Origin of the sequence: Photorhabdus tasmaniensis, assembly GCF_011189505.1 — a bacterium.
Taxonomy (GTDB): domain Bacteria; phylum Pseudomonadota; class Gammaproteobacteria; order Enterobacterales; family Enterobacteriaceae; genus Photorhabdus; species Photorhabdus tasmaniensis.
In genome coordinates, this window is record NZ_PUJU01000022.1 from 26,117 (window position 1) to 41,201 (window position 15,085).

Below are 15,085 nucleotides of genomic sequence, written 5' to 3' on the forward strand. Positions count from 1 at the left end.
GGGCAAAATATGCATAACCTCTACACCCCGTCAGTATCACACCGTTTTATCGCCAGTTTTCTTTTTAACAATATTCCCAGTCCATTTGATATTGCCTTTCAGCAGATATCAGGCCTTAGCCGTGAATTGCAAACGACCCAACACAATCAAGGCGGAGAAAATGCCAGAAATGTCTGGCTGGCCGATAAGATCCAACACGGTAGTTTGGTGTTGGAACGTGGTGTGATGACAGTGACACCGCTCACGCTGATATTTGATCATGTCTTGCGCGGGGAAAAGGCGATTTATGCCGATGTGGTCATTATGTTGCTGAATGAAAATTTTCTACCCGTAGCGAGTTGGACGATCAGTAATGCGTTACCGGTTCGTTGGTCTACCGGTAACTTTGATGCCAATAGCAATGCTGTTTTAGTGAATTCTCTGGAGTTACGTTATCAAGATATGCTCTGGTTAGGAGTGCAAGCATGACTGTAGAAATTAAAGAACTGATTATTCAGGCTAAAGTTACCGATTCTGCGAGTGATTTGTCATCTCCGCGAACATTAGTGCAGGAAGCGTTGGACGACGCTCGCCTGATTGAGAGGATAAAGCATGAGGTGTTAGAGGCATTACGGGAAACAGGAGGCCATTATGAGCTTAATTGAACGTAGTTTGTCCAAACTCACGCTGACGGCTTTTAAAGATCGGGAAGGTAAAATCTTGGTGGGCAGTTTACAGGTGATGTATAACCCTGATGCTATCCAACTGGATTATCAAGCCAGTTATAAAAAGGATGAAAGTATTACCAGTACCCACCAAAGCAACCACTATGTGTCATCTCAACCTGCCGGCTTGTCATTAGATCTGTTGTTTGATGCATCCATGCCTGGCAACGCTACACCGATAGAAACCCAACTGGCGATTCTGAAAACGCTCTGTGCCATCGATGCCAGTACCAAAGTCTCTCACTTTCTTAAAATCAAGTGGGGAAAAATGCGTTGGGAAAATAAAGGCTATTTTGCCTGCCGGGCCAACGGTCTCAGCATTCATTACACCTTATTTGACCGGGATGCTACCCCGCTGCGGGCAACTGCCACTTTATCTTTGGTGGCAGATGAGAGCTTTGTTATTCAGACTACCGAGCAACAGTTAAGATCACCACCGGTTACCGCGGTTAACGTAACTGATATGCTCTCCCTGCCATTGATTGCACTGGGCGCTGGCGCTTCTCTGGCGGGCGGTATCGATTATCTCACCCTCGCCTGGCAAAACGGTCTGGATAATCTTGATGATTTCACTCCGGGACAAACGCTACAAGCACGGAGGGAGGTATGAAGATACCTGCAATAGCGGTTAAGATAGGCGGCAAGATACTCAATCAGTTTACTGTCATCAGTCTGTCAGTAAATTATCCTATCAATGGCATTCCTTCAGCTAACATCACTTTGGGTATCATCGGTGATATCAGCCATATTTTTGATGCCAAGGCGCAGGCTGAACTGGCAAGTTGTCGTCCGAATCATGAGCTTATTGTGCAGATCCAAAAAAATGTGTTGTTTAAAGGGATCATCGTTCGGCAGACCTTGGGGCTTAAAGATCAGGACAGTCTGATGATTCTGACGGCAAAACATCCACTGCAAAAATTAACGCATAGTTTCCACTCGCAACTATTCAGTAAACAGAGCGATGAGGCGATTATCAAGCAGCTATTCAGCCAGGCTGGTGTGCCTGTCGCGATAAAACAAGCGCCTCAGCTTAAGACAGTGCATGAACAGATGGTGCAGTTTCGCTGTAATGACTGGACTTTTCTAAAAAGCCGGCTTAGTGCTACCAATACCTGGCTACTCCCGGGCAATGATGCCATTACGTTGGTAACGCCGGAGTCGCTGAATCAATCAACTGTACACACCCTCCGTCAGCGCGGCAACCACCAGGATGTGGTGTTGTTTGAAGCTAATCTGCAATGGGATAATCAGCGCAGCCCCAAAACGATAAGTGTGCAGTCCTGGGATATTACCCAACAAAAGTTGTCTCAGGCGATTCAGGCGAAGCACAGCGGGTTTGGCCTCGGTCAGCTTGCGGCGGACACGCTGAAACCGCTTACCGGCCAAGAGTGGCAATGGATTTTAAGCTACCCATTGGATAATGAACAAACCAAGCAGTTTGCTCAAAGCATCATAGGCAACCGACGAAGCCATAATATATCCGGTAATTTTGAGGTTAAAGGTGATGATCGCTATAAGCCGGGTGATGTTTTGGCATTAACTGGCTTTGGTCAGGGGATGGATGGTCAGGCGATTATTACCGGTGTAAAGCAGACCATCACTCAGCGGCAAGGTTGGCGTACCCGGTTAACTTTAGGTATGCAATCAGACGTAGAACACGTTGTGCCTCAGGTTAAAGAGCTGCATATCGGGATCGTAGAAAAATACCACCAAGACAGCCAATCGCTGGGCCGTATTCCGGTCAAAATACCGGCTTTGAACTTAACCAACGGCACTCTTTTTGCCCGCTTAGGTAAACCTTATGCCAGCCATGAAAGTGGATTCTGCTTCTACCCAGAACCGGGGGATGAGGTGATTATCGGTTTCTTTGAATGTGATCCCCGTTTTCCGGTGATATTAGGATCTATGCACAACCCTAAAAATAAATCGCCGTTGGAACCGAGTGAAAAAAATTTGGTGAAAACGTTAGTGATTAAGCAAGAAGAAAATCAGCAAGCACTCATATTCGATAATAAAGATAAGACGCTCGCATTTAATAGTGGAAAAAATACATTATCTTTGCAGCAGGATAAAGATATCACCATTAGTTCCGCTAAAAATCTCATCACTCATGCACAGGAAATTAATATCCAGGCCGATAAATCCCTGTCAGCCGCTGGAAAATCAGGGGTCGATATTAAAGGGGCAAAAATTAATTTAACACAATAATAGGGTAGTGAGATGGCAGATAAAATATTAGCTGATATTTATGGTCGGGGTTGGGCATTCCCGCCTCAATTTTCTATCAAAGATAATGCGCATTCTGAAACACAATCTGGCGTAATCATGGCGGAAGGAGCAGAACATGTTCGCCAGAATATGAAAATTCTTTTTTTAACTGAACCTGGTGAACGGATTATGCGTGAAGATTACGGTTGCGGCTTAAATGATTATATGTTTGAAAATATCACTGACGAATTGATGGCACGGATTCAAACGCGTATTGAAGAACGCGTATTACGTTATGAACCCCGTGCAGAAGTGACTGAAATTCAGGTGAATCAGGGAACAGATTTGCTTAATTCCTTACATATTAAGGTGACTTATACCCTAAGGGGCAGCGAAATCAGCGTGCAAATTGAAGGTATTCTTGAGATTGGTGAAGGGCCGATACAGGTGATCTTATGAGTAAACAACTGGTTATTGATGGCGACATCCTGCTATTCGAACCCTTATTCGGTAACCGACAGGTCACTATTTTGGGGCTGGCAACCATCAAGGGCAGTGGGCACGCGCAAATCCAGGGAAAAAAGATCGTGATTGTGGGGGATGAAAAAAAGGTACAGTTTCAGGCGCAGTATATTACCCCCAGTCACCCGATACCCGGCATGGGCATGGTCACCATTGCTCAATTAGATACCAGCCAGCAGGTAAACTTTTGCCGTAGCCCTGTCACGATGATTGTGGTTGGGCAGCAATTTATCGCCCGTTTTACGCCGTCACAACCGGCAAATAATCCGTCAACCGGGCCGGATGTAACGGTACCGAGTATGGGAAAAGGCCGTTTTATTGCCAGTCAATATACTATCAGCGCTGGGTAGATAACCTCGCCAATCTTATTTTCAAATAACAACGATCTCCTGAAAACATATTAAGGTTATATTCAAATAACAGGTGGTATAAATATGGGACAGACCGGATTAGCGAATAAACTTGCCGCTATCGTATCGGATACTGATTTTAAACTTGATGAAAGAAGTACACTGGATATTTTAAACTGGCTTAAAGAATACGCTGAAAAAATCCCTTTCGATCAAGAGAAAAAACAGTTCTGGAGTGGTTTCTATTTTTTTCAAAAAAATAGCCCTCAGGAATTAGCGAATATTTACCAGAATGCGAATAAAGCAAATGGCCTTTTACCCGCTCATCAGGCTTTTTTACTGGCTTTTTTAAAACTATTAGAAACGACTAAAACATTATTTAATACCTTTCCGGCGCGGCATCGAGATCTTTATTATCGGGAATTATTGGGCTTGAAACCGAGAGATGCCCAGGCGGATCAAGTGGCGATAGGTATTACCCTGAGTTCGGATCGTATTGAATATCTTGTTCCTAAAGGAACCCGCTTTGATGCCGGACATGATAGTGCGGGAAATCCGTTACAGTATGTGTCCGAATCGAATGTATTGGCAAATCAAGGGGAGCTGACTGACTTACGTTGGTGTCGGAAAGAGGGGAATGGCTGGAAATCGGCAATACCATTAAATCTTGCCGATGACATTGTATTCCCTGAAAACGGTATTCAACTTTTTAGCCCAAAGCTTAATAGTGTTCCAGTTCTGTACGGCTATCTGATCACTTCGCCTCTATTTGCCATGTTGGCAGGAGAACGAAGTATTAAAGTGACACTGGCAGACAAGTGGGCAGGTAATGCTGATTACGTCACCGCTAAAATCAGTTCGGGAGACCACTGGCTCTCTCTATCTGTAAAAAAAGAAAAAGATACCGATGATCTGATGCTTTGCTTATCAGCTAATGATGATCCTATCACTCCTCCTGACAACCTTAATGGAATGACATTGAGTGCACCGGTACTTAAATTGGGTACGTCTCAGGACCCTATGCTGCCCAAGATTAAAGATATTGAGATCAGCATTAACGGCAACCGTAATGTGTACTATGCCTCTGACGGCGGTATTGAACAAACAGATACCGCCAGCTTTCCCTTTGGTCAATTGCCATCGTTAGGCTCCGGTTTTAATTTGGTTGCCCCGGAATGGTATGGCACTGAAAGTGCAATACTCACGATGACTCCTCAATGGGTTGGTTTGCCTATAGAGAATTTTGCGAAGTGGTATGAAAAGTATAGCCCTAAACCTGCCGATAATAGTGCATTTAACATACAGGCTTATTTAACCACACCTCAGGAAAGAATTAAGTTAAATGAAGGTAAGGTTCAATCGCTATTTACTGAAACTCAGGCTCCGCCATATAAAGACAAACAGCCCAATGATCCACCACAAGGGCAAAGCCTAAAATTTACCTTACCGGCAATGAATTACCCTCTTGCAGACAGCCCAAAGCCCAATGACTGGCCTGCATCAATACGCATAGAACTGGCCGAGCAAGATTTTATGCACACCCAATATTGGCAAGATCCTACCGGGAAGAATTTACCTTATACGCCACAAATCAGTGCGTTGCAGGTTCAATTCAGCGCTAAAGCTAAACCTGAGCAATTTACTGTTTATCCTCTGACGCCTTTTGGCCGGGGCGAGGCAGCAGCAGAAACGCCGGCACTTGCCCATGAAGCATTCTATTTAGGCTTTACCGGGGTACTGCCGGGGCAAACGTTATCTCTCTATTGGCAGTTAGAAGGCATTAAAACACTCGCTTTATCCTGGTCTTATCTCAATAAGAACAATACCTGGATTAAGTTGGATAAATTAGTTGAAGATCAAACTCGTAACTTGTTTGACCGGGGGGGCTGGCGCGCTTTATTGCCGCAGGATGCTTCAAATCAGGCAGCCTTGATGCCGACGGGGCGGTACTGGCTGAAAGCAGAGATAACGGATAAGACCGAGCCCCAGGATTACCCGAGAATTAACAGCTTGTTATATAACGCTACCACGGCAACTTTAGCCAACACAGAAACCGTTGAGCAGGATCATTTTATTAACGGATTGGCTGCTGGCAGCATTAAACAACCGGTAAACACGGTTGTTGCAATTAGCAACGTCACTCAACCTTGGCCTTCCTGGAACGGTCGCCCTCAGGAAACGGAGCAAGCCTTCCTAAAACGAATTCCTGTCCGGCTCTCCCATCGTAACCGGGTACTGAGTTGGGAGAACATGGTCACTTTACTAAAAGATCATTTTGTCAGCCTATTTGATGTCAGATACCATTCTGGCGGTGAATTAACCACCATTCCGGCACCGGAAAAGCAACAATTAATTGTGATCCCTGACAATCGTTACAAAGATAATAATGATGTGCTACGTCCAGAGCTGGACTTGGCCCGGCGGGAAGAGATGGTTAAATGGTTAAGTCGATTAAGCAGCCCTTGGGCAACCATTGAAATTAACAATCCTACCTACGTTAACGTCCTGATCAGTTATCAACTGGTGTTTGTCTCAGGTATTAATCCTGATTACGGCCATTATCAGCTACAACAGGAATTGAGCCGAAATTATATGCCGTGGGGAGAAAATCCGGCTATCGGTGTAACAACCGGTAACTGCATTGATTACTACCAGTTGTTAGCCACGATCCAGCAATTCTCTCTGGTTGAACGGGTCACGAACTTAACCTTGGAAAAACATGGAAAACCAGCAGGCGCAATGGGTGAAAATATTTGGGCTGACGATAATGAAGTATTGGTTTTAGTCTGGTCAAAAGAGGAGTTAGCACATGAGTAATCAGGATGCTTTGTTTCCCATCGTCAAAGATGATATTGCCTTTGATACCTTACTTAACCAGGCAAAGGCGGTTATTGAACAACAGTCCAGTAACTGCTGGAGTGATATGGGTGAAAGTGATCCCGGTATCACCTTATTAGAAGCTTGTTGTTATGGTGCATCAGATTTGGCTTACCGCCATTCTTTGCCGCTTTTGGATCTTCTTACACCCGGAAAAGAGGAACAGACACCCGACGACGGTATTTTCCCCAAGGAGTTTGGCCCGCAACAAATGCTGACTTGTGGACCTATCACCGCGGAGGATTATCGCCGGGCGTTACTGGACTTGCACAGCAGCGACCTGATAGATGACACCGACGAAGGCTATTTTTTATTTAATGATGTACTACTGATATGTGAACCCAAAGATCAACGCTACACATATTGGTATAGTAAAAAGGAACGAAAATACAGTTTTCAAATGCCAAAATCAGAGGGTGAACAGTTAACATTAAGAGGAAATTATTGGCTTTATTTACTGCCGAGTCGGGAGAGTGAAAATAATAAAACCCTGGCTGAGGATAGATTGAAAGCATTTCTGAAAGATAATCGTAATTTGGGAGAATGGGTTAGTAAGATTATCTGGTTAAAACCTGTTGATTTACCATTGAAGATTAGTATTCAGCTTGATAATGACGTTAAAGATATTGCTGACATATTTGCGCAAATTTATATGATGGCGGAACAAACCGTATTTGAAAAACCATCGCGTTATACCACTCAAGCAATGAAAGAAATGGGTTACAGTAATGAAGAAATCTTTGATGGCCCTTATTTACACCACGGCTGGATACCTAAATTACCGCCGATTAGAGACTACGACGCTTCTATGGTATTAAATTTGAGCCCCCTGATTAACCAATTATTAGCTATTAAAGGTGTTCAAGGCGTTACCCGGCTGGAATTAGATAAGGATAAGTATGATGTCAACATTATTTCTCCGCTATCGGGTGATAATTGGTCTTGGGAAATTGTTAAAGGATATTATCCCAGACTATGGAGCAGTGACCCCTTAGAATTGATTACCTCATCAAACAGCCCACTGACTATTACCGCCAAAGGTGGAGTTAATGTCACCGTATCTAAACAAGATATAGAGAAAAAGGTCATTGCGGAGCCACTATTTACTATACATCCAGAATTATTGAATTGGGGCAGGTATCGTAAGGTCTTGGATTACTATCCGGTGAGTAATAAGTTACCTGCCTGTTATGGATTGCAAACTCATAGACATACCCTACAACAAGTGCAGTTACACCAATTTATACTGCCTTTTGAACAAATGTTAGCTAACAGCTGCGCCGAACTCGCTTTATTGCCAAAACTATTGGCTTTTAAACAACGGGGAGATACGGTATATGGCGCACAATGGCCTTTTAAGGCGAATACAGTCAGTCATCAAGTTCATCAAAATATAGAATCTGATTTGGTAGAAAAGCTTCATAATGATTCATCTATTTCTCACAAAGGCGTTATTCAGGAGAGAAACTATGCAAAAGAGCTGGCTATCCTTGAATATCTGTTAGGCTATTTTGGTGCTCATCGAGCAGCCAGACCTCTTATACTTAGCCGACAGGATTTTCTGTCCACTCAGCGCGATTATTTGGCTCAACAGCCAGAGCTGGCCTATCAGCGTAATAATATTCGGATTGATAAAATATCAGCGCTGCAAAAACGGATTGCGGCCCGGTTGGGTTTGGGAAGAAAATGTTTCAATGAAATTCCGGATCTGGCTGACCTGCCTTTTTACTTGATTGAGCACCGTCGGCTTTTACCCGTGAAACCTGATGTCGCATTTGACAGTGAACAAATGCCTGATGGATTGGAAATTGAAAATCATGCTGATTCTAAAAGTCATCACTTAATTATCACCCAGCAAAGTGCAGCGGGGCGGTTATTGCAGGGGCAGATGATTGATCTGATTATCAAAGGCGATAATGGATTCACGTTGCGGGGCCAAGTGATCACTGAGATTACAGAGAAATCATTTTATCTTGACACCCGTAACAGCGTTGTTTTGGAATACCGGTTGAACGAAGTGCAGAAGGCATTTACGGATGGTCATCTGCGTTGGTGTGATAGCCCGGTGTGGTTGGAGGATATGGATTATCAACTGGTTTATGCTGATGGGGAAGATAAAGAGGCAGATCAAAATGGTGATGAAGATGAATGCTGGATCACTTCCAGTCCTCAAAGTCCTTTTCCTGCAATGATCAAAGAAGGTGACGAAATCACGCTAAAATATAAAATTACTTCCTATGAACCCGCCAAAAAAATATCAGCTAACACGAAATCTTCATCTGACTATATGCTTAAAGCGTGGGTAAAAAAATTCGATCGTATTGAAGGTAAGATATTAATTACACGAAAGAAAGAAAATAAAGATACCAAAGTTACTTTTCCACAAAAGGAAGATGCATGGCGTTATCGCTGGTATTTCTCCAGTGCAGAATATGCTCATACTGATCGTTTTTCATTTGTCGTCAGCATAGTGATTAACCGTCAGTTAATTGAAAATAAAAATGTTGATCCTCACAAACTGGAATCGTGGGTAAAAACCGAGATTTTAGCTGAATTTCCTGCTCATGTTTCCATGATTATTCACTGGTTATCCCCAGAACATTTCAGGAATTTTGCCAGCACCTATAAGCGTTGGCAAAATAATGGTACGCCTTTAGGGGATGAAGCATACTCTATTTTAGAAATGTTAACGTTGGGACGTCTGCCTTCCGCATTAACTGGCATAGGGAATATGAGAATTGCTACTGAACAACAGAGAAATGAGGTGGTTGGTAAATCTGAAACAGAATGGCATTCTGAATTCATTGAGAGTAACCAGTTGCTATATGTACCAAAAGTTCAAGGAGATATTTATCGTAGTAAAGATGATAGAGGAAGTACACCAATTGAAAATTCTCAATTTCAGTCTTGGGATAATAAAGATAAAGATTAATTTATCTATAGGTAAAAAGTGGATTAATATAGTATTACAATAAAAGATACTTATTGTACTATTAAATTCGTTATCTTTAATTATTATTGCGTCATTATTAAGTCATAATTTTAGGATATTGGCAATAAAACAGACTAATATATAAGGTGATAAAAATGGAAAAGAAAAACAATATATCTAATTCAGAGCTTAGTTCAGAAAATAATAATAATAAGGAAGATCTCTCAGCAGATGATTTAAAAAAACGCTTTAAAGCAGGCAGCATTCCATTACAAACTGATTATGAACACTTAATTGATATTGCTGATATTGGCCGCAAAGCAACCGGGCAAGCACCGAAACAGAATGGACCAGGAGTAGGATTGAAACTGGATGATAATGGTATACTTAATTTAAAAATAGGCACTATCACCAATAAAGATTTTTCTCCATTAATGTTAAAAGAGGATACTTTGTCTGTAGACCTTGGTAGTGGTCTGATTAATAAAGACAATGGAATATGTGTTGGTCAAGGCAATGGCATTGTTGTAAATACAGATAATGTGGCTGTTAAGGCTGCCAACGGTATTACCGTTGGTGAAAAAGGGGTGGAGGTTAAGGCTAAGAATAACGGCAGTATTTCCATTGACTCAGATGGCATAGCTGTTAAGTGTTGGAAAGGGGGTGGGATTGTAGTAACTGATAATACGGGTCTTTATTTAAAATTGGAGGGAGGGGATGGAAGTAATGCTTGGAGTGGTGTAAGTGGTTTGAGTCTGAGTGAGAGTGGTGTAAAAGTTAAAGCTAGTAATGGTATTAATGTTGATAAAAATGGTGTTTCCGTTAAAGCGGGTAATGGTATTAAGGTTGATGATAAAGGTGTCAGTATTGATCCTGATAAAGTACTCCCCAGAGGAATGATTGTGATGTTCTCTGGTAGTCGTGTTCCTACAGGATGGGCGCTGTGTGATGGTAATAATGGTACACCTAATTTAATCGATCGATTTATTTTAGGGGGAGATTTTGCTGGTGTTAATGGGCAGAGTGATATTGCACATTCAGGTGCTAAAAATAGCAAATCATTTAATTTTAAATCTGATGAAGCCACATTAGATATCAATGGTAAAACAGAGGGGAGATCATTATCTATTGAACAAATACCTAACCATGACCACATTAGTGGAATAATTATGGATACGACCGTCGCTTCTCAGTATAAAACTGTTCAGCTCCCAGACAGTAACAATAATGCTGTACCCACTGCAAATAATACCAAAAGTAGGTATCTCTACCATTCAACAGGAATGACCACCTCTAAAGGAGATGTAAATGGAAGCAGCCCAGAAACACATAATCATGATATTAATTTAAAAAACACTGGCAAGCATTCCCATAATAACAGAATAACAGTACCTTATTATATTCTTGCTTTTATTATTAAAACTTAACATTTGAAAAAATTGCAAATTTAAGTCATCCATTAATCGAAAAGAGAGTATTAACATGATTTCGGAGCCAAATCTGTTAAATAGGATTACCATTACTATTGAAACCAATAATCAACAAGTGGCTAAGAAAGTATTGCACAGCGCCTTATTTGACCGGAAAAACATACATAAATTATTAAATTTATACTTTGATAAATATAATTCTAATCGGAATGTATATTTTGAAACATTAACTCTGGAGCTTGATGAAATAAATTTCCGTGACTTAAATTCATTGTTCCCTATTAGGCTTAATGTTGCTCTAAGTAAAGCGTTAAATCAATATCAGACAAGTAATAAGGTGGAAATTCTTACAGAAAATTCAATAATACCCGAAAATACTCGCCAGCCCTCTTTATTACATAGTGGTTATTTGTCCAATATTGAGGAGTTTATTCAGTATTTATATAAAAAAAGTGATAAATTAAATCCTGAAAAGGAAATGAAGGATAATATTGATGTTAATATCAATATTTTAATTAAACAATTAATGAAAATAGGAAATAAATTAACATTATTACTGGCAAAAAGCTGTCTATCTGAGCACAGCTTGCAGCGGCTTTTATCTATCAGTCAACCTGCTTTATTAACCGCTATTAATCGCAAGTTATCAGAGGATGCCGATATCTCTCAGCATCAAGGAAAGGAGGTTTACTTCTGGCAACTGGTATTGAATGCACTGGGATATATACAGCGGCATGATACGCAGGAAATACCTAAACCAGATGTGAAAGTGATCTCATATATCACGGCTGAATTTGAATGCAGTATGCTTGAAGTTGTGTCTATGATTAGGTTGTTTCGCCAAAATATAGCAACTGAGAATGACTTATTAAATGAATGGTTGAAGCCACTTTGGCAAATAGAATTGATCCCACAACGTTGTAAAAAATACCTTTCTGTTCAGGAATATGAAAATTTAGTTAACCGTTTTGGCTGTGAAAGCCAGAGTTTTAGAAAACAAGTTATACAGAAAATAACCGAAATTAATCCGTTACTAACTGAATTATTACCGTCATTAGCGACAGAGCCACAGCAAAATTTACCGCCATTAAATCAGCATCAACTTTCATTAATAGCTACAGCGATTCAAAAAGGAGAAGTCAAAACCCAAAATATTCTCCAGCTATTTCAACATCCGGCGTTATATAACCGAGCAGGTACAACTTGGTTAGCGAGGCTATGGCAATTAACCCCTGTTTCACAGGTATGTAAGAAACATCTTTCTGCTAAAGAATACCAAGATCTCTCACAACGTTTTATTCTAAATAATACAGATAAAAAATTAATTACCGAAGATCGACAACCATTATCGACATTGGATAACCTGAGTATTACAGATAATAGCCGTAAGCAACCCCGAATTATCAATAGATCACACGTTGACCGGGTTTCATTGATTAAAAAAATTTTCCCGTGTCAGGTCAGTAATGCTGGAATATTGGTTCTATGGCCGATGTTACCTGCGTTATTTAATCGGCTTGGTTTGCTTGATGCACAGAAATTTATCCACCGTCCGGCTCAGTTCAATGCTGTGGGTCTCCTTGATTACCTGATTTGGGGAAACGAAGAAGTACAAATTGAACGAAAGATCTTGAATAATATCCTGTGTGGATTAATGGCTGATGAATTTATTGAATTAGCGCCTCTTGAACCAGAAGAACGGTTAATAACAGAGCAATGGCTGGATGCTGTTATCGACCAACTTCCCACGTGGAAAAAATTAAGCCGTAATGATGCCCGCCAACTGTTTTTACAACGACCGGGTGAATTGTTAATAGATGATCAGGAAATCAAAATCACAGTACAGCATCAACCATTTGATTTACTATTAACCCACTGGCCGTGGCCATTAAATATGGCAAAATTTCCCTGGCTAAATCGTCCTTTACAGATTGACTGGCAAAACATTTAAAAGGTTTATATGAACTCTTTACTTAAAAATAGCCACTATAGGGTAGCTGAATTATGCTGGATTTATCCCCATCTGGAGCGTATTGATCTGCGGTTACAGCATTACTATTATCGAAACAGAGACAAATACGATTCCTTACCAGAGAGTTTTTTACTTACCGAAGATGAAATAAAACAACGTTTGCTGACACCATTAGGTATTCCCCATTGGATAATTAAAGAGGATGATATTATTAACCTACCTGAAATCGGAGAAAACCCATCCTTTGATATATTATCCTTATTGATTGAACGCTTCGAATTAACTGAATTTGAGCGTGATGCCTTATTATTAGGTTTATTACCCCATTTCGACAACCGTTATCATGCGTTATTTGCGGCTTTGCACGGTAACAATAAAAAACAGTGGCCCAGTTTTGCTTTAGCGATTGAACTATTTAGTGAGCGTCAAAGTGATCGGCAATTACTGCAAAACAGCTTTTTACCGCAAACACCGTTAATTCGTAACCATTTATTACGGATCAATAACGATGAGGAACCTATTTGGTTACAAACGCAGTTTTTAACTCACAGCGCTGTTTGGCATTTCTTATCAGGGCAACGGGTTGTTTTACCGCCGCTAATAACTTGTGCTTATTGGAATACTCCTGCCTCACAGATTGGGTATCCACAAGCCCTTTATCATTTATTTGAAAAGATATTATTGAATGAAACGAATGAAATACGTCCGCTGGTGATATTAAGAGGAAAAGAGGGGAGCGCCAGAGAGTTAGCCGTGAATAATATTATGGCGTTTCATGGTATCAGTACTTTAACCCTTGATTTAGCCCGCCTGCCAGACGAAGAGAATCTTACGGTAATATCTAACTTACTAACAGATGCAATACGGGAAGCCCGGTTACACGATGCCTGTTTATTAATTCGCAATTTTTCTTTACTTGCAGAGGAAAAGAAAATATTGAATAGCGAGTTATCTGCTTTACTGAATCAGCCAAAATTACGCGTAGTGTGTTTAATGGAACCGCGAGACTCATTAGTGTGGATTAAACATCTGCCTATGGTGCAAGTCGATATGCCTATAACAACACTGATAGAGAAAAAAACTATGCTAGAAAGAAGCTTACCAAGTCATGCTTCGGATGAAATTAATATTACTCAATTATGTCAGCGTTTTTCATTTACAGCGGAAACATTGCCACTCATCCTTGAAGAAGCGTGTCAATACCAAATACTCCGACAGCCGGAAGGCCAATTGGAAGAGATCGACCTGCGTCAGGCATTAAGTTTCCGTGCTCAACAGAACTTAGGTAAATTAGCGCAGCGGATAACCCCAAAACGTAGTTTTAATGACTTAGTGGTTTCTGATGAATTAATTCAACAATTGAAAGAAATTATTGCCGCTATTAATTATCGTGATCAAATATTAGGTGCCGGTTTTCAGGAAAAAATAAGCTATGGTACAGGTATTAGTGCCTTATTTTATGGTGAATCAGGGACGGGTAAAACGATGGCCGCAGAGATTATTGCCGGGTATCTGGGGGTTGATCTGATTAAGGTCGATCTTTCTACGGTGGTAAATAAATATATCGGTGAAACTGAAAAAAATATCTCCCGCATTTTCGATTTAGCCGAAGCGGATTCCGGGGTACTGTTTTTCGATGAAGCTGATGCACTATTTGGCAAGCGCAGTGAAACTAAAGATGCCCAGGACAGACATGCTAATATTGAGGTTTCTTATCTGTTACAACGGCTGGAGGATTATCCGGGATTAGTTATTTTAGCCACTAATAATCGTAGCCATCTGGATAGCGCGTTTAATCGTCGTTTTAGCTTTATTACCCATTTTACTTATCCCGATGAAGAGCTACGTAAAAAAATGTGGTGGGCAATTTGGCCTGAACAATTGAGATTATCGGATGAGATTAATTTTGAATATTTGGCTAAACGTGCCGATATAACCGGCGCTAATATCAGGAATATTGCTTTATTATCATCAATATTAGCAGCAAATGATAATAACGAACAAATTGAGAATAAATATATCGAACGAGCAATTATACTTGAATTGAATAAAGTTGGGCGATTGGTTTTTTAAATGTTTGTTAATTTTGG

The 15,085-nt window shown here is 40.8% G+C and carries 11 protein-coding genes; all 11 read left to right on the top strand.

Annotated elements, in window-relative coordinates:
* Window positions 1-9: 9 nt before the first annotated feature.
* Entirely contained in the window at window positions 10-468 is a 459-nt protein-coding gene (locus tag C5471_RS12040) for a phage tail protein (protein WP_133812906.1), read from the top strand.
* Window positions 465-644, top strand: coding sequence for a DUF5908 family protein (locus C5471_RS12045; protein WP_021325530.1), 180 nt, complete (start codon window positions 465-467; stop codon window positions 642-644). The genes C5471_RS12040 and C5471_RS12045 overlap by 4 nt, the downstream gene beginning before the upstream one ends.
* The gene (locus C5471_RS12050; protein ID WP_133812907.1) at window positions 631-1,314 is read left to right on the top strand and encodes a CIS tube protein; all 684 of its coding nucleotides are present in this window, start codon (window positions 631-633) and stop codon (window positions 1,312-1,314) included. The genes C5471_RS12045 and C5471_RS12050 overlap by 14 nt, the downstream gene beginning before the upstream one ends.
* A complete protein-coding gene (locus C5471_RS12055) occupies window positions 1,311-2,912 on the top strand; it encodes a phage baseplate assembly protein V (RefSeq protein WP_133812908.1) in 1,602 nt (533 codons plus the stop codon). Before C5471_RS12050 ends, C5471_RS12055 begins: the two co-directional genes overlap by 4 nt.
* Window positions 2,913-2,924: 12 nt before the next feature.
* Window positions 2,925-3,371 (top strand): GPW/gp25 family protein, encoded by a 447-nt coding sequence (locus C5471_RS12060; RefSeq protein ID WP_133812909.1) that lies wholly within the window; start codon window positions 2,925-2,927, stop codon window positions 3,369-3,371.
* The gene (locus C5471_RS12065) at window positions 3,368-3,784 is read left to right on the top strand and encodes a hypothetical protein (protein WP_133812910.1); all 417 of its coding nucleotides are present in this window, start codon (window positions 3,368-3,370) and stop codon (window positions 3,782-3,784) included. The genes C5471_RS12060 and C5471_RS12065 overlap by 4 nt, the downstream gene beginning before the upstream one ends.
* An 84-nt stretch (window positions 3,785-3,868) precedes the next feature.
* Window positions 3,869-6,601 (top strand): hypothetical protein, encoded by a 2,733-nt coding sequence (locus tag C5471_RS12070; protein WP_133812911.1) that lies wholly within the window; start codon window positions 3,869-3,871, stop codon window positions 6,599-6,601.
* On the top strand, window positions 6,594-9,593 hold the full coding sequence (locus tag C5471_RS12075; RefSeq protein WP_133812912.1) for a hypothetical protein: 3,000 nt from the start codon (window positions 6,594-6,596) through the stop codon (window positions 9,591-9,593). Before C5471_RS12070 ends, C5471_RS12075 begins: the two co-directional genes overlap by 8 nt.
* 155 nt (window positions 9,594-9,748) lie before the next feature.
* Window positions 9,749-11,020, top strand: coding sequence for a tail fiber protein (locus tag C5471_RS12080; protein WP_133812913.1), 1,272 nt, complete (start codon window positions 9,749-9,751; stop codon window positions 11,018-11,020).
* 55 nt (window positions 11,021-11,075) lie between these two features.
* Entirely contained in the window at window positions 11,076-12,974 is a 1,899-nt protein-coding gene (locus tag C5471_RS12085) for a contractile injection system tape measure protein (RefSeq protein ID WP_133812914.1), read from the top strand.
* A gap of 9 nt (window positions 12,975-12,983) precedes the next feature.
* A complete protein-coding gene (locus C5471_RS12090) occupies window positions 12,984-15,068 on the top strand; it encodes an ATP-binding protein (RefSeq protein WP_133812915.1) in 2,085 nt (694 codons plus the stop codon).
* Window positions 15,069-15,085 lie beyond the last annotated feature (17 nt).